The following is a 19,762-nucleotide window of genomic DNA, read 5'->3' on the forward strand; positions in this document are numbered from 1 at the left end:
CCTGAGCAAAAGCTCTGACAATAACTCTGAATGCATAAGGATTCAGGGCAAAAAGGAGTGGACAGAAATGAAAAACGAAATTCATCCGGAATACAGAAACGTTGTTTTCTTGGACACAAGTTCAGATTATAAATTTCTGAGCGGGTCAACACAAAATTCCGAAGAAACAATTGAATGGGAAGACGGAAACACGTATCCATTGATCCGTGTCGAAATCAGCTCAGCTTCACACCCATTCTACACCGGCAAGCAAAAAGCCGACAAAGTCGGTGGACGTGTCGACCGATTCAAGAAAAAATATAATATGAAGTAAAAAGTGACGTGTGCTTGATTAGCGGCGACATGTGTAAGCAAGAAACCGCAGAACGGTGTTTTTTTCCGTTCGGAGTGTTTATTGCTTACGTCACGAGCCGCTAGCACGCGGAACTGGATTGAAGTAAAAAGCTGAGGCAAAATCACATGGAATCCATGTAAAAACAGGCAATATGTCTAAACGTTGCCTGTTTTTTTCGCTTTTATAACCCTATAAAATCTGCTCTTTTCTTAAAGGTTGTTGTTTTTAACAAATTTATTTATTAAGCAACTGCGACTGCCAATTGGACCGGAACAGGCATGGTATCAACATTAACCGGTTCGGGCATGATATCAACCGGAATGATGGTCATATCAATCAGAGAGGACCGCCTCTTATGGAAATGCAGGCTGCTATGTTCTAAAAGCAACATCATATATGAAAAGAACCTAAGATGATGAAAAATGCCATGTACATAATAAAAATACAACCTGGAAGGGAGCCCGGCCCATGTATGTGATGAATCATAGCGGATGGCTGGAAGTCATTTGCGGCAGCATGTTTTCCGGAAAGTCAGAAGAATTAATAAGGCGCGTCCGCCGTGCCACATACGCCCATTTATCAGTGCGCGTCTTTAAACCGGTCGTTGATGACAGATATTCTGATGAATCAGTTGTTTCGCACAATGGGACTTCAATTATTGCGCGTCCTGTAAAACATTCTGCCAATATACTGGAATACGTTGAGAATAAGCAAATAGATGTTGTCGGTATTGATGAGGCGCAATTTTATGATAATAATGTCGTAACAGTTGCCAATGAACTGGCAAATAAAGGAATCCATGTCATCGCTGCCGGTCTTGATACTGACTTTCGCGGAGAGCCGTTTGGTCCAATGCCGGAATTGATGGCACAAAGTGAATCCATTTCTAAATTGAATGCAATTTGTCCCATTTGCGGTTCGCCCGCCAGCCGCACCCAGCGATTAATCAATGGCAAGCCTGCGTCGTATGATGATCCGGTTATAATGGTTGGTGCATCTGAGTCTTATGAACCGAGGTGCCGTCATCACCACGATGTACCGAATAAACCCGATAATAAGAACGGCGGACAAGCCATAAGCGAAGTTTCCGAGTAAAAAGAGTGCTAAAGCGCTCTTTTTTTAGGCTCATTTAGCGGTTGAATCATCTCAGGTAGATGCAAGCCCTGCCGTACTCCGGCATCTTTTGACCTCCCCCTATGAGTGTATTATAATTAGATTGTTAATCGAAATGAGGTGAACGCCGTGTTAGAACGTCTGCAATCTTTGGAAAACCGTTATGATAAATTGAATGAATTACTCAGTGATCCTGAGGTAATAAGTGATACGACTAAACTGCGTGAGTATTCAAAGGAACAGTCCGATCTTGAAGAGGTCGTGCAGGTTTACCGCACGTATCAAGATGTTGAACAGCAATTAAAAGATACAAAAGAAATGCTTGAAGACGAATCAGATGATGAAATGCAGGACATGGCAAAAGCTGAGATTGAAGAGCTTTCCGAGAAAAAAGAGGAACTGGAGGAAAGACTTAAGGTTCTGCTCTTGCCTAAAGACCCAAATGATGAGAAAAACGTATTTATGGAAGTCCGCGGTGCAGCGGGCGGCGATGAAGCGGCGCTGTTTGCCGGTGATTTATACCGCATGTATGCAAAATATGCAGAAGCACATGGCTGGAAGATTGATGTCGTTGAGGCGACCTCAACCGGAGTCGGCGGATATAAAGAAATCATTTTCATGGTAAATGGCACTGGTGCTTATTCCAAACTGAAATATGAAAACGGGGCACACCGCGTTCAGCGTGTACCCGAAACTGAGTCCGGCGGCCGTATTCATACGTCAACTGCAACGGTAGCTGTTTTGCCTGAAGCGGAAGATGTGGAAGTGGACATCAATGAAAAAGATATTCGTGTTGATACATTTGCTTCAAGCGGTCCGGGCGGCCAAAGCGTCAACACGACCATGTCTGCTGTGAGGCTTACTCACGATCCGACCGGCATCGTCGTTTCCTGTCAGGATGAAAAGTCACAGATTAAAAATAAAGAAAAAGCGATGAAAGTGCTTCGGGCACGAATTTATGACAAATTCCAGCAAGAGGCGCAGGCAGAAATTGACGAGAACCGCAAATCAGCTGTTGGTACCGGTGACCGTTCGGAACGGATCCGCACGTATAATTTCCCGCAGACCCGTGTAACGGACCATCGCATCGGCCTGACGATTCAAAAACTTGATCAGGTCATGGAAGGCAAACTGGATGAGTTCATCGATGCCCTGCTGATGGAAGAGCAAGCGCAGAAACTCGAAGAAATTGGTGAATAAACCTTGAAAACAGAAATGAAACAACATGAAGTCCTGCGACGGGCTTCTCTTTTTTTAGAAGAAAATAATCGAGAGCCAAAAATGGCCGAACTACTACTGCAGCATTATCTTGGCGTATCCCGGTCAAAATTTTTCACGATGATGAATGAGGAAGTGCCTGAAAGTGTGTTAAACCAATTTCACCATGCCCTCACTGAGCATGCGGAAACAGGTGTCCCATTTGAGCATATCACGGGCTTCGCATCGTTCTATAGCCGGGATTTTCTTGTGAATGAATATACGCTGATTCCCCGCCCTGAGACAGAAGAACTCATTGCGTACGTGGTGCAGACAGCCTCGGCTGAACCAATGAGGATCGCTGACATTGGAACGGGCAGCGGTATTATTGCTATAACGCTGGCACTTGAACTGCCACAAGCGATAGTCTATGCGACCGATATTTCCAAAGAAGCACTCAAGCTGGCAGAAAAAAATGCGGCGCGATTGGGTGCTGATATTACTTTTCTTGAAGGGGATTACCTGGAGCCGCTGATCGATCACAAGATTACGACAGATTTGATCATCTCCAACCCGCCATACATCAGCCCTGATGAAAAAATGCTGCTTTCCGATACAGTGAAAAATTTTGATCCCAAAGAGGCTCTTTTTGCAGAAGATAATGGCCTGGCTGCCTATAAAGCAATTATCAGGCGGCTCCGTGATACGCTAAACCAAAATGGCGGTAATGTATTGTTTGAAATCGGGCACCGGCAAGGAAGCGATGTGCAGGGTTTGTTGCAAACAGCGATACCGGAAATGGATGTTTCCGTTATCCGGGATATAAATGGCAAGCAACGAATAGTCCACGGCTTCTGTGACAGCCTGGCTTCGGATAAATGATAGTTTGACTGTGGCCATCACATGGGGACAGCGATTCCGCCCCCCTGTCCGAAAAATTGATAGATTCATAGTATGAAGTGAGGAACCTCTGTCCATAATGGTTGATAAATCAGTTTGGAGAGGGGCTTTTGTAATGTGGAAGTTGGCAGTGTCAGCTATTATTATTATGATTATTGTTTTTGCTATGCCGGTTAAAACTATTAGCGAAGAAAAAGGATATAGTGCTTCATCCGAAATTAAGGTCATTCCGGATGAGGCGATTCGATTACGTATTTTAGCCAACAGTGATAGTGAGAAAGATCAGGCTTTGAAACGAAAAGTCCGGGATGAGGTTAATGAAGTCATTACCGGATGGGTGGACCAGATGACAGACATCAATGACGCACGCAAACTGATTGAAGCACGCATTCCGAAGATCAGGAACATCGCAGGCAATGTATTGAAAGCGGAAAATAAGGAGCAGACTTTAGAGGTTGAATACGGTAAAAATGTTACATTTCCAGCAAAGCTATACGGTTCTTATATGTATCCGCCCGGTGAATATGAAGCTGTATTGATAACGCTTGGTGAGGGCAAGGGGTCTAATTGGTGGTGTGTGTTGTTCCCGCCGCTCTGTTTTCTCGATTTTTCAAATGGCACCAGTGTGGCAGAAGCGGAAACAGCCGATGCCGATGAGGAGCCGGATGAAGAACAAGAGGAGGCTGAGGTTAAATTTTTTCTATTTGAATGGTTCAGCTAAGTCATAGATTGTCTAATTTCTGCATAATGTACTGACAAAGGCATTTTGCAGACCAACTTTCTGAATTTAAAACAGGCATATATTCTAATGATAGAGGTGAAAAAAATGGAATTGATTGCAGCGAATTACGCCTCCGAAGAAAAGCTGAATACATTTTTGCAACATAATAAGGATGTCGAGCGGGAGCAATTGCTGGAAAAAGGTTATGTCGTTGAACTGAAAGGAACTATTGAGGGCTGCTTTGTGATGGATGCTGTTGATGAAGATGTTTACTGGCTGAAGCAGCTTTATATCACTAAAAGTGCAGCGGCGTCCTTACCGGTCTTATTGGAATCTATTTTAGCCCTTGCAAAAGAAAAGCAGGCGAAGGAAGTATTTGTCCACAGTCATCAGCCAATGGTTGATATAGTACTCGAATCGTTGCAGTTTTACCCGCAAAAAGAGAATGCCTTAGTGCATGCCCCTCCGGAAAAAGAAGGATATTGGTGGACATATAATGTTTCATGAGTGAGGACCTGCTTTTAACAGGGATCTGAGAAAGATATATGGAAATCAGTTGCCCAGTTCAATGAAAGTTGATAAAACCGTATTTATGCACAACAAGCTGTGGATAGCTTGTTGAAAACAAGTTGATAAGCTTGTGACGTTATACACAGTGTTGTGGAAAACCGAATGTTTAACAATGTGAAGACTGAAGTTGATGAATGAACAACCCTTTTACAGCGATCTTGAAAAATAATACAGTTTCTAATTTTTAAGTTGTGGATAGCCTGTGGAAAAATTTCTGTCAGGCTATTTTTTGTGTGGATAAAGTTTTGCTGAAATCACCTTTTTAAGCATTACCGCCAAGAGAAGCAGGATTATAATACTTTAACAAAGTATGAAAATCGATTAGGATAAATTGAGAAGTATATTTACAGATGGATAACCCGTCTAACTTAAAGCTAAACGAGAAAGAGGGACAACAGTCATGCAGACAACACGCATGTTTATTGATCAGGAAAGCCCAACAACAGAAGCGCTCCGTGAAGCGTCGGCACTATTACGGGATGGTCAAACAGTGGCTTTTCCGACTGAGACGGTTTATGGGCTCGGAGCAGATGCCACCAGTAAGGAAGCTGTATCAGGGATTTTTCGAGCAAAAGGCAGACCTGAAGATAATCCGCTAATCGCACATGTTGCCACAAAAAAACAGCTGAGAAGTCTGGTCACCTCACTTCCGGCAGCTGCTGAAAAGCTGATTAATAAGTTTACACCAGGGCCGTTGACACTGGTTTTGCCAAGCAATGGCACTTGTGCGGAAAACGTGACAGCAGGATTATCCACAATTGGGGTGAGAATACCTGATCATCCCGTTGCCCAGGCTTTATTGAAAGCGTGCGACCTGCCACTTGCAGCGCCGAGTGCCAATATTTCCGGAAAGCCTAGCCCGACAACGGCTGATCATGTCTGGTCAGATCTTCAGGGTAAAATTGCCGGACTGATTGATGGCGGTGCGACTGGCGTTGGTGTCGAGTCGACGGTCATTGATTGTACACAGGAAATACCGGTTATCCTTAGGCCGGGCGGTATTACAAAAGAACAGCTTGAAGCTGAAATCGGGGAAGTAATGGTTGATCCGGCATTGGCCAGCACAACGGAGGAGCCCAAAGCACCGGGCATGAAATATACGCACTATGCACCGGATGTTCCGATGTGGCTGGTAGCAGGAACTCCTGAAAATATTCAGGCTGTTATTGAAAAAGAGCGGAGCAGCAAGAAGCGAATCGGTGTGATGGCAAGTATAGAAACAGCGGAAAAACTCGATGCCGACCGGATCATAACGCTCGGCTCTGATTTACGGGAAATCGCTGCCTCCCTGTATGATGCTTTGCGTATTTTTAAAAATGAAGATGTTGATTTGATTTTATGTGAATCATTTCCACGGACCGGCATCGGGCAGGCGATTATGAATCGTCTGGAAAAAGCAGCTGTGGAATTTGTGGAGGTTTAGTAATTTTATCCACATGTGCACAAATATAAGCGGTGCATATCTTTCCTTGGACTGGCATAGATTTTAACAGTATGTCCAAGGGGGATTGCTGATGCCGACTGCTCATTTAGGTGACATTGTATCATTAATGTTTATGGCAATTGCATTAGGGATGGATGCTTTTTCTGTCAGCCTCGGCATGGGAATGCAGAAGATCAGATTGAAGCGGATTGCCATTGTTGGTGTGATTATCGGGCTGTTTCATATGATCATGCCATTTCTCGGTATCGTGCTGGGCAATTTTATTTCTAGTCAAATCGGCGGCTATGCAACTCTCGCCGGTGGGCTCCTGCTTGTGGGAATCGGTGCTCAAATGGTTTTCTCCTCCTTTAACCACGAATCACAAAGGCTCGCGCAGCCCGTCGGAATCGGCTTGGTATTTTTCGCACTGAGTGTTAGTCTCGACAGCTTCTCAGTCGGTCTCAGCCTTGGTTTGTCGGAAGTACAAACGGTCATCGCTCTGTTGTTATTTGGAACAGCAAGTATGGCGCTGACATGGACAGGCATGATTTTGGGACGAAAAATGCGCGGTTTACTCGGCGTCTACAGTGAGATGCTAGGCGGCAGCATCCTCTGCGGGTTTGGCTTACATATATTATTTGGCTGAAATCAAATCGGCTGAAATTGTCACAAAATCGGCTCAAGTTCACAATATTTCCTCTTAAGTCGTCACATATTTTCCATGAATACCCAATCCGTTAAAACCCATCTATAGCTGCAGCTTTTTTCCTGAATTTTTTCTGACAACGGTACCATTCTATGATATAGTTTAGGGTAGGATGTGATTATCCCATATCGGAGGTCCCCATGAAGATTTTGTTTGTATGTACAGGAAATACATGCCGAAGCCCGATGGCACAAGCATTGTTAAAAGAGAGGCACCCTGAAGCAGACGTGCAATCGGCGGGTATTTTTGCTGCGTCGAATCAACGTCCGAATGATCACGCAGCAGCTGCGTTGAAACAAGATGGGATTACTTTGGAGACAAAATCGCAACCGGTCAGCGACGGATTGCTGAAATGGGCAGACCTGGTTCTCACCATGACAACACAGCATAAACAGTCACTGATTATAGAGCATCCTGATTTCCAGGATAAGTATTACACATTAATTGAGTACGTATCCAACTCGGATAAACAGATTTGGGAAGAGTTAAAGCAGCTTTATGCTGATTATGTGGAAAAAAGATCACAATTCATTTATAAGAACCGGCTTAAAATGGATGTAAACCAACTTGAACGCAAATTGAATGACCATTTACAGGATGACTGGGAAAAAATTCAAAAACTCAAATCCAGTCTGGTCAATTATGATATTTCAGACCCGTTCGGCGGTGATTTGAGTATCTATCAAAAAACAAAGAACGAGCTGAAAAACCATATTGAAGCACTTGCCAAAAAGATTGATAGCACATGAGTAAATCGGACATCAAGAAGGGCTGGTTAGATGATGAAGGTTATTATAACAGCAGACCATGCAGGCACGACGATACGGAATGAAGTGAAACAGTTGCTGGATGAGATGGCGATTCAATATGAGGATGCCGGATGTTCATGTGAGCATTCTGTGGACTTCCCGGATTATGCATTGCCTGCAGCAGAGCGGGTCGCAAGCGGTGAATTTGACCGCGGGATTTTTATTTGCGGAACGGGTATTGGTATGTCGATTGCTGCGAATAAGGTAAAAGGCATCCGAGGTGCTTTGGTCAGTGATGTGTTCAGCGCCAAGCTGACGCGTCAGCATAATGACTCAAATGTACTTGCGATGGGTGAGCGTGTTATCGGACCGGGACTCGCGCGTGAAATTGTCAAAACATGGCTGGAGACTGAATTCGATGGTGGCCGGCATGAAACTCGTATTGGAAAAGTGACCGCCTATGAAAATAACGAAACCAGCAAGGCCAGGTGAGGTATAATGGATCTCCAAACTCAAGTCATGCAGGATGTTAAAGTTATTTCCAATGAATGGCGGAAAAGTGACTATTTGAATGCAGGAGACGTATTTGTTCTTGGCTGCTCAACCAGTGAAGTGGCCGGTGAGAAAATTGGAACCGCCGGGAGTGAAGAACTAGCCGCTGTTCTTTTCGATGAATTGACAGCTCTACAAGCCGAAACAGGCATTCAGATCGCTTTTCAATGCTGTGAACATCTAAATCGCTCGCTGGTAGTGGAAAAGGAAACGATGCAGGAGCAGGGTCTGACGGAGGTTTCGGCTATTCCTGTACCGCGCGCCGGCGGATCGATGGCGTCATTTGCCTATAAAAATTTGAAAAACCCGGTCGTTGTTGAATCAATCAAAGCGGACAGCGGTCTTGACATTGGTGAAACTATGATCGGCATGCATTTGAAACCGGTTGCCGTCCCGCTCAGGTTCAACCAGCGCAGCATTGGCAATGCCCGGGCTTCTGTCGCGCGGACACGTCCGAAATTAATCGGCGGACAGCGGGCTGTGTACGACCGCGAAACAGCAGAAAATATGTGAGAATAGTTTTACCCGTCTAACGCTGCTATACCCAATTAATATATAGCAAACTATTACTATACTGGGAGGAATTACATATGGAACATTTAAAGCAGACCGATTACGAATTGTATGAAGCAATAGAGGCGGAGAAAACGCGCCAGCAGGAAAATATTGAACTGATTGCGTCTGAAAATTTCGTCTCCGATGCCGTTATGGAAGCGATGGGCTCGGTGCTTACCAATAAGTATGCTGAGGGCTACCCGGGCAAACGCTACTATGGAGGCTGTGAGCATGTCGATGTGGCAGAAAATCTGGCACGTGACCGGGCAAAAGAGCTATTCGGTGCTGGACACGCCAATGTCCAGCCGCATTCAGGCGCACAGGCGAATATGGCTGTCTATTTTTCCGTTTTGGATCCGGGCGACACCATTCTTGGCATGAATTTGAACCATGGCGGCCATTTAACACATGGCAGCCCGGTTAACTTCAGCGGAAAGCTTTACAATGTCGCGGATTATGGTGTCGATGAAGAAACGGAACAGCTTGACTACGACGCTGTTCTCGAGCGGGCTAAAGAAGTCCGTCCGAAATTGATCATTGCCGGTGCCAGCGCCTATTCACGTGAAATTGATTTTGCCAAATTCCGTGAAATTGCCGATGAAGTCGGTGCGTATTTGCTGGTTGATATGGCACATATTGCCGGGCTTGTTGCTGCCGGACTTCACCAAAATCCGGTAGACCATGCTGATTTTGTGACGTCAACAACCCATAAAACATTGCGAGGCCCGCGCGGCGGTTTAATTTTATGCAGTGAAGAAAATGCAAAGCTCATTGATAAAAATGTCTTCCCGCGCATGCAGGGTGGTCCTTTGATGCACGTCATCGCTGCTAAAGCCGTTTCTTTTAAGGAAGCACTGACTGATGAGTTCAAGGCGTATTCGAATCAGGTTGTCCAAAACGCCAAAGCATTGAGTGAAGCGCTGATTGATGAAGGACTTCGCGTTGTGTCGGGCGGCACGGAAAACCATTTACTGTTGCTTGATGTTACCCCGCTTAATCTGACGGGTAAAGTTGCGGAGAAAGCTTTGGATGATATTGGCATCACCGCCAACAAAAATACGATTCCTTTTGATGCCGAGAGCCCGTTTGTCACCAGTGGTATGCGCATCGGCACGGCTGCTGTAACCACACGCGGGTTCAAGGAATCGGACATGAAAGAAGTTGCTTCGATTATGGCAACTGTTTTGAAAAACCATGAAGATGATAACGTGTTGCGCGAAGCAGAAGAACGCGTGAAAGCACTGAACGGCAAATTTCCGCTATATGCGTAAATGTGAAGGATGTTCCTAATGGGGGCATCCTTGCTTGGCTGAAGTTTTAAATCGCGTGTTAATTGGCCCGGTTCGCGTGCTCATACCACTATTTCGCGCAGCACCAGTATCAAATCGTGCAGGTAGCTTAATCACTTCGCCCGACGTGATACTACCGACTTCACTTGAAAGCTTGTCTATTTTTAAGTACAATTTGAAAGATGCCACTAATAATAAAGGAGTGATCGGTGAAATGGGAAAAGTACACGTACTGGATCATCCGTTAATTCAGCACAAATTAACGTACATACGCGATAAACATACCGGAACGAAGGAATTCCGCGAACTTGTCGATGAAGTTGCCATGCTGATGGCATTTGAAATCACACGCAACCTGCCGCTCCAGGAAAAGGCAACTGAAACGCCGGTAATGGAAGCAACTACTCAGGTACTTGCGGGCAAAAAAATTGGATTAATTCCGATTCTCCGGGCAGGACTTGGCATGGTTGACGGCATGCTGAGATTAATCCCCGCTGCACGTGTGGGTCACGTCGGTTTATACCGTGATCCGGAAACATTTAAGCCGCATGAATATTACATAAAATTGCCATCTGATATTGAAGAACGTGAATTGATCGTGATTGACCCGATGCTTGCAACAGGCGGCTCTGCTAATGATGCCATCCACTCGTTGAAAAAGCGCGGCGCAAAGCAAATCCGCCTGATGTGTCTGGTCGCTGCCCCGGAAGGCGTTGAAGTCATTCAAAACGAGCACCCAGATGTCGATATTTTCCTTGCTGCGCTTGATGAAAAATTGAACGATCATGGCTATATCATCCCCGGTTTGGGTGATGCCGGCGATCGTTTGTATGGTACCAAGTAATGGGAGTGCCTAAAATGAAAAGACGTATCAAAGTCATGACGATATTTGGCACGCGGCCGGAAGCGATTAAAATGGCCCCGCTCGTTCTGGAATTAAAAAAACGGCCTGATGAGTTTGAGCCGATTGTAACGGTAACTGCACAGCACCGGGAGATGCTCGACCAGGTTCTGGATATATTTGGTATTGCTCCCGACTTTGACTTGAACATCATGAAAAAGAAGCAATCGCTTGCTCAAATTACGACGCGTGTTCTGGAAGGTCTCGATGAGGTCATGAAGCAAACGGAGCCGGACATCGTACTTGTACATGGTGACACGACAACAACATTTGCGGCATCACTTGCTGCCTATTACAATCAAATTGCACTTGGTCATGTTGAAGCAGGCTTGCGTACATGGGATAAATATTCACCATATCCGGAAGAAATGAACCGTCAGCTGACAGGCGTGATGGCTGATCTCCATTTCGCTCCGACGGAAAAGTCGAAGCAGAATCTGCTGGATGAAAATAAACCGTCTGAAAGAATCGTGGTTACCGGAAACACTGCGATTGATGCATTGAAAACGACAGTGGACGATAATTATTCCAGCCCGATACTGGACGAAACAGAAGACAGACGTCTGCTGCTGGTGACGGCACATCGCCGGGAAAACCTGGGAAACAACATGGAGCAGATGTTCAGGGCCATCAAACGTCTTGTTGATACACATGAGGATATTCATGTTGTCTATCCGGTACATTTGAATCCGGTTGTGCAAAAGACTGCGGGCGGTATTTTAGGTGAGGATGACCGGATTAATTTGATAGAGCCCCTTGGCGTTGTTGATTTTCATAACTTTGCCGCCCGGTCCCATTTAATATTGACCGATTCAGGCGGCGTGCAGGAAGAAGCGCCATCGCTCGGAGTACCGGTTCTCGTCTTGCGTGACACAACCGAGCGCCCTGAAGGAATTGAGGCAGGCACACTTAAATTGGCCGGAACAGACGAAGAAAATATTTTCAAGCTTGCTGATGAACTATTAAGTGATGCCGCTGTCCATGACAACATGGCAAAAGCCTCCAATCCCTATGGTGATGGTGAAGCTTCAGGCAAAATTGCTGATGCTATCCAGGCATATTTTAATAAATAGTGTAAAGGAAGATCCGGCCGAGTGCCGGATCTTTTCTTGTATTAAGGCTGTTTTTTAAAAGGGTGTTAGTTTTTTCATAAACTGCGACGTTAAGTCTCATTTGATTATTTGGGAATGTTTTCTGGCGACGCAGCTGGAATACACTCGCTTTCCGTGGGCTCACCACGAGCCTCCTCGTGAGCAAAAACCGCTCACTGCGGGGTCTACAAGAGCTCGCTGTCCCACAGGAGTCTCGCATATTGCCTACGCTACGAAATGCTCACTGTCTCCATGGTAGTACATTAGCAAACAACCTTAGCGCAGGAAATACACTCCAGACTCCTGCGGGAACTTAGGCATAGGTGAGACCCCGCAGGGCGCCAGCCCGAGGAGGCTCACCAGCCGCCCGCGGAAAGCTGGAGTGTATTTCCGGAGCGGTATCATAGCACTCACATTTTTTATAATACGTCGCACTTTACCTCAACTGTGAAGTTAAAGAACAACAAAACTTACGAAACAGCTTTAAATGTATGCTTTCGCCTTATTTTTCAAATGCTACTTACAATCACGTGCAAAAAGGGAGCATATGTTATGATCCGCATACTTCTGACCCTGTCAGCTGCCGTCATGTTTTTATCCACGGCTGCACCCGCAATGGCGATAGACGATTCAAACGAAAAGACGTCCGTTATTATTGAGGTGGACGGAAATCCGGACAAACACAAGACGTATCTTGAAAATTATCATCCATATATTGACGTGGTTGCTGTCTATGACACCTTGTTCAATGGTCTGGCATTGAAAGCCGAACCGGAAAGATTCGAAGGGCTGGAGTCACTTGATTTTATAAGAGCTGTTCATCCTGCTGCTGCTTATGAAATAGAGAGCGCCCCGACCTTGAATCAGACAGAAAACAGCGTCATGCCATCCGAACTGAATAATACATCTTTTACAGGAAAAGGGGTGCAAGTTGCGGTGATTGATACCGGTATTGACTATAACCATCCGGATCTTGAGGACAGCTATGCGGGCGGCTATGATTTGGTTGATCTGGATAATGATCCCATGGAAACGACTGCCGAAGAGGGGATTCCAACGATGCACGGCACGCATGTCGCCGGCATCATTGCTGCGGATGGCAAGCTTCAGGGTGTTGCACCGTCGGCTGATATTTACGCTTATCGCGCACTTGGTCCCGGCGGCTCGGGGACGTCGGTTCAGGTCATCGCCGCACTGGAGCAGGCAGTTGATGACGGAGCGGATATTATCAATCTGTCGTTAGGGAATGCCGTCAATGGGCCGGATTTTCCGACAAGTGCAGCGGTTAATCGGGCTGTGGATCTCGGTATCCCTGTTATCATCGCAAATGGCAACGACGGGCCGGGAAATTGGACGATCGGCTCACCCGCCACAGCGGCAAACGCCCTTTCTGTCGGGGCATCTTCCAATCCGCAAACACGCCCCCTTTTAGTTGAACCGCTGGCTGACAAAAAAATCTCACTTGTCCAAATGCAGGGTGCAAAACCATGGAAACTCCGTAAAAATTATGACGTGGCCATTTTTAACGAACAGGACGTCCGGGGGAAAATTGCACTGATGAAACGCGGGAAAACCCCTTTTTCCGAATTGGCCAGACAGGCACAAAAGGCTGGCGCAGTGGCAGCACTTATTTACAATCATGAAAAAGGGAACTTTCAAGGAACAATTTCAGACCAGGGAAAACCCATCAAGATTCCGGTAGCCTCAATCACCAAACGTGATGGCGAGTGGCTTGTTAAAAATGCGCAAAATAATAAACATCTTTACATGCAGACAAAACATGAGACATCCAAACCGGGGATAGCCGATTTCAGTTCGCGTGGTCCTGTGACCGTTAATTGGGACTTGAAACCGGAAGTCAGTGCTCCCGGTACAAATGTGTTGAGCACTTTGCCTGAATCATATGGCGAATTGCAAGGAACAAGCATGGCAGCACCTCAAGCAGCCGGTGCAATGGCGCTCTTGATGGAGGCCCATCCCGATTGGACAACCGAGGAACTGACAGGAGCCCTCATGACGACTGCCAAAAGAGTGAAAAATGAAGACGGCCAGCCATTTGCTCCAATCATCCAGGGAGCAGGCGGCATACGTCCGAAACAAGCGATTCATGCAAAAACAGTGATTGAAGATCCGTTGTTGTCCTTTGGAAAAATTAGTGAAGCACAGGAAACGAAACATGTTGATGTGGTGATTGAAAATAAGTCTGAGGAGCAAATGAATTATTCATTTTCCATTCCGAAAAAGCAACAAGGGCTCACTTGGAAGCTGCCGATGAATTTCACATTGGACAAAGGAGAAACCAAAAAGCTTTCCATCGAACTGGCAATTAATCAGAACCGGCTTGATACAGGTATCCACCAGGGATGGCTTACATTAAATCAGGGTGAAGCACAATATTACCTTCCATATCTGTTTGTGAACGAGTCAGCCGACTATCCAAAAGCGATGGGATTTGATTTTTCATTCGAAGCATTTTCAGACGACACTTACCGTTATCAGCTGTATTTGCCTGATCCCGCTGAAAGTATCAGTGTTCAATTGTATCATCCGCAGACACTGATGTATGAACAGACATTGCTTGAGTCAGAGAACATTCAGGTAGGTTTAAATGAAGGCAAAATCGACGCTTCGCAAATTGATAAACCGGGCGCGTATGCAGCTGTTATTAGTGTCAAACTGGCAGACGGCACAGTGGAAAGCTATCAGACCAGGGTTTATATCAATGACAAGCCTTGATTTGTTAAAAGGCTGGTTCGCAAGTTATGAAAATTGCATGCATCTCGACAAATATTGTCACAAAATGTTCATAACAAAAGGATACTTTTTTCCTATACAATAAGTAATTAGATACACCTAAATCTTGCCAAAAAACAGGGACAGATAATGCCGGAAAACAGACAAAAAAATTGGCTTCAGACGGCAGTGTGTTTTGCTCGTGTTCTGATTGACAACAGGGTGTGGCTAATGTACACTAGCTTAGTGTGGAATGGTAAGGGTTTCATATCTTTTTGCTAAAATAAGTTGTTCAAAAAGCATTAAGGTCCTTACATAATATTATGATGTCAGTTCCTTACCAGCAGTGATTAACCTCACGAATTCACAAAATTTTTTTGTCTTCTGGTGAGTGAAAGAGAAACGGATCATGCCCGGATATGTGGGAGAAGAGTCGAATCATGTCAGATTATCAAAGAATAGTCAACAGGCAGCGGAAGTGGATGTTTTTCCTTCTTGCGATATTTGTTCTTGGAGCAGGTTTTACGCCGCAAGCAAGAATATTCCTCGGGCTTCTTTTAGGAAGTGTTGCAAGTTTTTATAATTTGTGGCTCCTGCAGCGCAAAGTAGATGCTTTTGCCGAATCGGTCGAGAAGACTCAATCCGGTGCAGGTCTTGGGACTTTATCCAGGATTGCAGCAGCAGCATTGACTGTTATCATTGCGCTTCGTTTTGATGACTATTTCGACATGGTTTTTGTTATCATCGGGTTAATGACATCCTATCTGGTTATGATGATAGATTTTTTTGTGTTTCATTCCCGAGACAAATAAGCATTACCGGGGGATTAACTTATTAAGTAAAACTGCGGCACCTTTCGCAAGGTGAGGAAGACGCCGGTTTTTCTGAAAAAAACTAAGGAGCATTGCTTGGAAGAGGGGTGAGAAGAAATGGATCATGGAGCACCGATTGTAAATGACGTGTTTGGTATATCCTGGCTTGATTTTAATTTATCGAACGTCATGATGATAGCGATTGCTTCACTCATTGTATTTATCCTTAGTGTACTGGGCTCAAGAAAGCTTCAAATGAAGCCTACGGGTGTCCAGAATTTTATGGAATGGGTCCTTGATTTTGTCAAAGGCATGATCAGTGACGCCATGGACTGGAAACAGGGGAAGATCTTCCTGCCATTTGCCCTGACGCTCATCACCTACATTTTGGTGAGCAACTTGCTTGGGGTTATGACATTGGGGGTCGTTGGGAACGACTTGTGGTGGAAATCACCCACCTCAGATGCCGGGCTCACATTGACACTGGCTGTAACGGTTATCGTGATGAGCCATTACTATGGGATTAAGTCACGCGGTGTGAAGGAATATGGCAAAGACTTCATACGGCCATTTCCGTTATTTTTCCCGATCAAGGTTATTGAAGAATTTTCAAACACGCTGACATTGGGTCTGCGTCTGTTTGGTAACATTTATGCCGGTGAGGTATTATTGACCCTTTTGGTAGGATTAACAACATCAGGATTCTTCGGCTTTTTGGGAGGCGCGATTCCGATGCTTGCATGGCAAGGATTCAGTGTGTTCATTGGCACAATCCAGGCATTCATTTTCACCATGCTGTCAATGGTTTATATCTCGCACAAAGTATCAAGTGACCACTAAGTTTCACCAAAAATTGTTGAGTAATCCGTTTCGGCAGTCAGCTGCTGAGGCAGGAAATTACTAAAAAAACTAATATAATAATTTTGAGGAGGATTTATATTATGTCAGCTCTAGCAGCAGCATTAGCAGTAGGTTTGGCGGCATTAGGTGCCGGTGTAGGTAACGGTCTTATCGTTAGTCGTACGGTTGAAGGGATTGCACGTCAGCCGGAATTAAGAGGTCAGCTTCAAACGACAATGTTCATTGGTGTCGGTTTGGTTGAGGCGATGCCGATTATCGCGGTTGTTATCGCACTAATCGTCATGTAATCGAATGAATCGAAACGGATGACGGCGAAGACTGTATTCACCAGCAACCTTTGCCGTTGTTTGTTGCCATTTTTGAACAACATCAGTTAGATTCGATATTTTTAGAAAATGCCTTTTTAATCAATTCCAGCTAAAAGTGCGTGTTCAAAAGGGAGGATAAAAAGGACCGAGAAGTTCGAGGCGGCGTAGTTTCGAGCAGCGGAATGTATGCCTTTAGATACATGAGCCGCGGAGAAACAAGCCAACGAAGAAGTTCGACGTGTCATTTTTACCGGACTTTTTGAACAACCTCTAAATGCTCTATATGTAAAGTGAAAGGAGTGAATTGTGTGCAATCATTCACCGGATTTACGCATGTTTATGCAGCACTTGGCGGGCTCCACGTCGGAGACATGCTGATGCAGCTTTTCTTCTTTATTGTTTTGATTCTTTTGGTCCGTAAATTTGCCTGGGGTCCATTAATAGGCGTCATGCAAAAACGTGAAGAATATGTAGCAGGTGAAATTGAAGCCGCTGAACAAAGCCGTGCCGAAGCTGAAAAATCACGTGAAGAAGCAGCTGAACAATTGAAACAGACAAAACAGGAAGCTACTCAGATTATTGAAGATGCAAGAAACGCCGGAACAAAACAGGAAAAGGACATTGTCGCGTCTGCGCGTCAGGAAGCAGATCGCATCAAAGAGTCAGCACAGGAAGAAATCGAAAACGAAAAAGAAAAAGCGATTCAGACACTTCAGGACAAAGTTGCTTCATTATCAGTACAGATTGCTACCAAAGTGATTGAGAAAGAAATCAGTGAACAGGATCAGGAAGAACTGATCAACGAATACATTAAAGAGGTAGGAGAAGAGCGATGAGTGAAGTAGTAGCCAGCCGCTATGCAGAAGCTCTTTTTCAAATCGGAAATGAAAAGGGAACGCTGGAGCAATTGGTTGAGGAATCGCATGTCCTGAAATCGGTTTTCAATGAAAATGACCAGATTGTTGAATTTCTGGAACACCCGCGTGTTAATAAGGACAAAAAGAGTCAATTTCTTGATGATGTGTTTCAAAGTTTTTCAGATGATGTGCTGAAAACGCTGAAATTACTGGCGTCGCGCCATCGCGTCACGCTTGTGCCATCCATTATTGACCATTTTAACCAAATGGTAAATGATGTGAAGGAAATTGCAGAAGCGAAAGTATATTCTGTTCGGGAGCTTTCAGAAAGCGAAAAAGAACAGCTTGAAAAGTCGTTTGCAAAACGGTTTAATAAACAGGCAATTAAGCTTGAAACAGTCGTTGACCCGTCAATTATCGGCGGTATTAAACTGCAGATTGGCAATACAATTTATGATGGCACCATTAGCGGCAAGTTAAAACGGATCGAACGGAATATGACAACGGCAGACTAATGATGATAGGGGTGAAATGGTATGAGCATTAAAGCTGAAGAAATCAGTTCACTGATTAAACAGCAGATCGAAAGTTTTGACTCTGAGTTAGAAGTCAATGATGTCGGCACAGTCATCGAAGTCGGTGACGGGATCGCACGTGCACATGGTCTTGATGATGCCATGGCCGGTGAATTGCTTGAGTTCTCAAACGGTGTAATGGGTATGGCGCAAAACCTTGAAGAAGGAAACGTTGGTATCATCATCCTGGGCGAATTCACAGATATAAAAGAAGGCGATGAAGTCCGCCGTACAGGCAGAGTTATGCAAGTACCTGTAGGGGAGGATTTGCTTGGACGTGTCGTGAACCCGCTCGGTCAGCCGATTGACGGAAAAGGCCCAGTGGAAACCACAAAAAACCGTCCGATTGAGTCAGCAGCGCCATCCATCATGGATCGTCAGGAAGTTAAAGAACCGCTGCAGACTGGAATCAAAGCGATTGACGCACTCGTTCCGATTGGACGCGGACAGCGTGAATTGATCATTGGTGACCGTCAGACCGGTAAAACAACAATTGCTGTCGATACGATTTTGAATCAAAAAGATGAAGACATGATTTGTATTTATGTCGCCATTGGTCAGAAAGAATCAACGGTAAGAAGTACGGTTGAAACATTCCGTCGTTACGGGGCACTTGACAATACAATCGTTGTGTCAGCTGGTGCATCAGAACCGGCACCGCTCTTGTATTTGGCACCATATGCCGGTGTATCAATGGGTGAAGAGTTCATGCATAACGGCAAGCACGTGTTGGTCGTGTACGACGACTTAACCAAACAGGCAGCAGCATACCGAGAACTGTCCTTGTTGCTTCGCCGCCCGCCAGGCCGTGAAGCATTCCCCGGGGATGTTTTCTATCTGCACTCACGCCTTTTGGAACGTGCAGCTAAATTAAGTGAAGAAAAAGGCGGCGGATCGTTGACTGCCTTGCCATTTGTTGAAACACAGGCAGGCGATATCGGTGCCTATATCCCGACAAACGTTATTTCAATTACAGACGGGCAAATCTTCCTGCAGTCTGACTTGTTCTTCTCAGGTGTGCGCCCGGCGATTAACGCCGGTCTCTCAGTATCACGTGTTGGTGGTTCGGCACAGCGGAAAGCGATGAAGAAAGTTGCCGGTACATTACGGCTTGACCTTGCATCGTTCCGTGAACTGGAATCATTCGCCCAGTTCGGCTCAGATCTGGATAAATCAACCCAGGCTAAATTGGACCGCGGTGCACGGACAGTTGAAATTTTGAAACAAGGACTCCACCAGCCATTAGCGGTTGAGAAACAAGTCATGATCATTTACGCACTGACGAAAGGTCTTCTTGATGACATTCCGGTAGAAGATGTTACACGCTTTGAAGGTGAATTCCATACGTGGCTTGAAGAAAACCGGAAAGAAGTGCTTTCCACCATCCGTGAAACCGGCCAATTGGCTGAAGATGATGACATGCGAGAAGCAGTGGAGGCATTCAAGAAAACGTTCCTGCCTAGTGACCAATAAATGATCGCAATATAAAGAGTTTGGATAAAGAGCCGAAACTAA

The 19,762-nt window shown here is 45.3% G+C and carries 22 protein-coding genes; 21 read left to right on the plus strand and 1 reads right to left on the minus strand.

Translation table 11 applies throughout. The features are described from left to right. Window positions 1-67: 67 nt before the first annotated feature. Window positions 68-313: a type B 50S ribosomal protein L31 gene (locus AOX59_RS15635; protein ID WP_068446826.1), complete on the plus strand. Its 246-nt coding sequence runs from the start codon at window positions 68-70 to the stop codon at window positions 311-313. Window positions 314-575: 262 nt separating this feature from the next. Here the strand turns inward: AOX59_RS15635 and AOX59_RS19810 are convergent, their stop codons facing one another. Continuing rightward, window positions 576-728 (minus strand): hypothetical protein, encoded by a 153-nt coding sequence (locus AOX59_RS19810; protein WP_156418729.1) that lies wholly within the window; start codon window positions 726-728, stop codon window positions 576-578. 74 nt (window positions 729-802) lie between these two features. Between AOX59_RS19810 and AOX59_RS15640 the strand changes: the two genes are divergently transcribed. The 20 genes from AOX59_RS15640 (at window position 803) to atpA (ending at window position 19,720) form a co-directional block, all read left to right on the plus strand. Then, the gene (locus tag AOX59_RS15640) at window positions 803-1,429 is read left to right on the plus strand and encodes a thymidine kinase (protein WP_068446827.1); all 627 of its coding nucleotides are present in this window, start codon (window positions 803-805) and stop codon (window positions 1,427-1,429) included. A gap of 147 nt (window positions 1,430-1,576) precedes the next feature. Next, a complete protein-coding gene (gene prfA / locus AOX59_RS15645; RefSeq protein WP_068446828.1) occupies window positions 1,577-2,647 on the plus strand; it encodes a peptide chain release factor 1 in 1,071 nt (356 codons plus the stop codon). A gap of 15 nt (window positions 2,648-2,662) precedes the next feature. Beyond that, a complete protein-coding gene (prmC, locus tag AOX59_RS15650; RefSeq protein ID WP_068448398.1) occupies window positions 2,663-3,526 on the plus strand; it encodes a peptide chain release factor N(5)-glutamine methyltransferase in 864 nt (287 codons plus the stop codon). 133 nt (window positions 3,527-3,659) lie between these two features. Further along, window positions 3,660-4,265 (plus strand): stage II sporulation protein R, encoded by a 606-nt coding sequence (gene spoIIR / locus AOX59_RS15655; RefSeq protein ID WP_068446829.1) that lies wholly within the window; start codon window positions 3,660-3,662, stop codon window positions 4,263-4,265. An 87-nt stretch (window positions 4,266-4,352) separates the two neighbouring features. Next, a complete protein-coding gene (locus AOX59_RS15660) occupies window positions 4,353-4,772 on the plus strand; it encodes a GNAT family N-acetyltransferase (protein ID WP_237049289.1) in 420 nt (139 codons plus the stop codon). 463 nt (window positions 4,773-5,235) lie between these two features. Beyond that, a complete protein-coding gene (locus tag AOX59_RS15665) occupies window positions 5,236-6,258 on the plus strand; it encodes an L-threonylcarbamoyladenylate synthase (protein WP_068446831.1) in 1,023 nt (340 codons plus the stop codon). A 91-nt stretch (window positions 6,259-6,349) separates the two neighbouring features. After that, window positions 6,350-6,904, plus strand: a complete 555-nt coding sequence (locus tag AOX59_RS15670; RefSeq protein WP_068446832.1) for a manganese efflux pump MntP — start codon at window positions 6,350-6,352, stop codon at window positions 6,902-6,904. Window positions 6,905-7,104: 200 nt separating this feature from the next. Continuing rightward, on the plus strand, window positions 7,105-7,713 hold the full coding sequence (locus AOX59_RS15675; RefSeq protein WP_068446833.1) for a low molecular weight protein arginine phosphatase: 609 nt from the start codon (window positions 7,105-7,107) through the stop codon (window positions 7,711-7,713). A gap of 33 nt (window positions 7,714-7,746) precedes the next feature. After that, a complete protein-coding gene (gene rpiB, locus AOX59_RS15680) occupies window positions 7,747-8,205 on the plus strand; it encodes a ribose 5-phosphate isomerase B (protein ID WP_068448400.1) in 459 nt (152 codons plus the stop codon). A gap of 6 nt (window positions 8,206-8,211) precedes the next feature. Beyond that, window positions 8,212-8,778 carry a TIGR01440 family protein gene (locus AOX59_RS15685; RefSeq protein ID WP_068446834.1) on the plus strand — a complete coding sequence of 189 codons (567 nt, stop codon included), beginning with the start codon at window positions 8,212-8,214 and terminating at the stop codon, window positions 8,776-8,778. A 77-nt stretch (window positions 8,779-8,855) separates the two neighbouring features. After that, on the plus strand, window positions 8,856-10,091 hold the full coding sequence (locus tag AOX59_RS15690) for a serine hydroxymethyltransferase (protein WP_068446835.1): 1,236 nt from the start codon (window positions 8,856-8,858) through the stop codon (window positions 10,089-10,091). 232 nt (window positions 10,092-10,323) lie between these two features. Next, on the plus strand, window positions 10,324-10,953 hold the full coding sequence (gene upp, locus AOX59_RS15695; RefSeq protein WP_068446836.1) for a uracil phosphoribosyltransferase: 630 nt from the start codon (window positions 10,324-10,326) through the stop codon (window positions 10,951-10,953). A 14-nt stretch (window positions 10,954-10,967) separates the two neighbouring features. After that, window positions 10,968-12,083, plus strand: coding sequence for a non-hydrolyzing UDP-N-acetylglucosamine 2-epimerase (gene wecB / locus AOX59_RS15700; RefSeq protein WP_068446837.1), 1,116 nt, complete (start codon window positions 10,968-10,970; stop codon window positions 12,081-12,083). Between the two features lie 570 nt (window positions 12,084-12,653). After that, window positions 12,654-14,837, plus strand: coding sequence for a S8 family serine peptidase (locus AOX59_RS15705; RefSeq protein ID WP_068446838.1), 2,184 nt, complete (start codon window positions 12,654-12,656; stop codon window positions 14,835-14,837). Between the two features lie 437 nt (window positions 14,838-15,274). After that, complete coding sequence (locus AOX59_RS15710) at window positions 15,275-15,646, plus strand: ATP synthase subunit I (protein WP_068446839.1); 372 nt, start codon at window positions 15,275-15,277, stop codon at window positions 15,644-15,646. 117 nt (window positions 15,647-15,763) lie between these two features. Then, window positions 15,764-16,486, plus strand: coding sequence for a F0F1 ATP synthase subunit A (atpB, locus tag AOX59_RS15715; RefSeq protein ID WP_068446840.1), 723 nt, complete (start codon window positions 15,764-15,766; stop codon window positions 16,484-16,486). A 101-nt stretch (window positions 16,487-16,587) separates the two neighbouring features. Next, window positions 16,588-16,794 (plus strand): F0F1 ATP synthase subunit C, encoded by a 207-nt coding sequence (gene atpE / locus AOX59_RS15720; RefSeq protein WP_068446841.1) that lies wholly within the window; start codon window positions 16,588-16,590, stop codon window positions 16,792-16,794. 329 nt (window positions 16,795-17,123) lie between these two features. Continuing rightward, the gene (atpF, locus tag AOX59_RS15725) at window positions 17,124-17,651 is read left to right on the plus strand and encodes a F0F1 ATP synthase subunit B (protein ID WP_068446842.1); all 528 of its coding nucleotides are present in this window, start codon (window positions 17,124-17,126) and stop codon (window positions 17,649-17,651) included. Next, entirely contained in the window at window positions 17,648-18,187 is a 540-nt protein-coding gene (locus AOX59_RS15730) for a F0F1 ATP synthase subunit delta (protein ID WP_068446843.1), read from the plus strand. The genes atpF and AOX59_RS15730 overlap by 4 nt, the downstream gene beginning before the upstream one ends. A 21-nt stretch (window positions 18,188-18,208) precedes the next feature. Beyond that, window positions 18,209-19,720 carry a F0F1 ATP synthase subunit alpha gene (gene atpA, locus AOX59_RS15735; protein WP_068446844.1) on the plus strand — a complete coding sequence of 504 codons (1,512 nt, stop codon included), beginning with the start codon at window positions 18,209-18,211 and terminating at the stop codon, window positions 19,718-19,720. Window positions 19,721-19,762 lie beyond the last annotated feature (42 nt).

It is taken from the genome of Lentibacillus amyloliquefaciens, assembly GCF_001307805.1.
In the GTDB taxonomy this organism is placed as follows: domain Bacteria; phylum Bacillota; class Bacilli; order Bacillales; family Amphibacillaceae; genus Lentibacillus; species Lentibacillus amyloliquefaciens.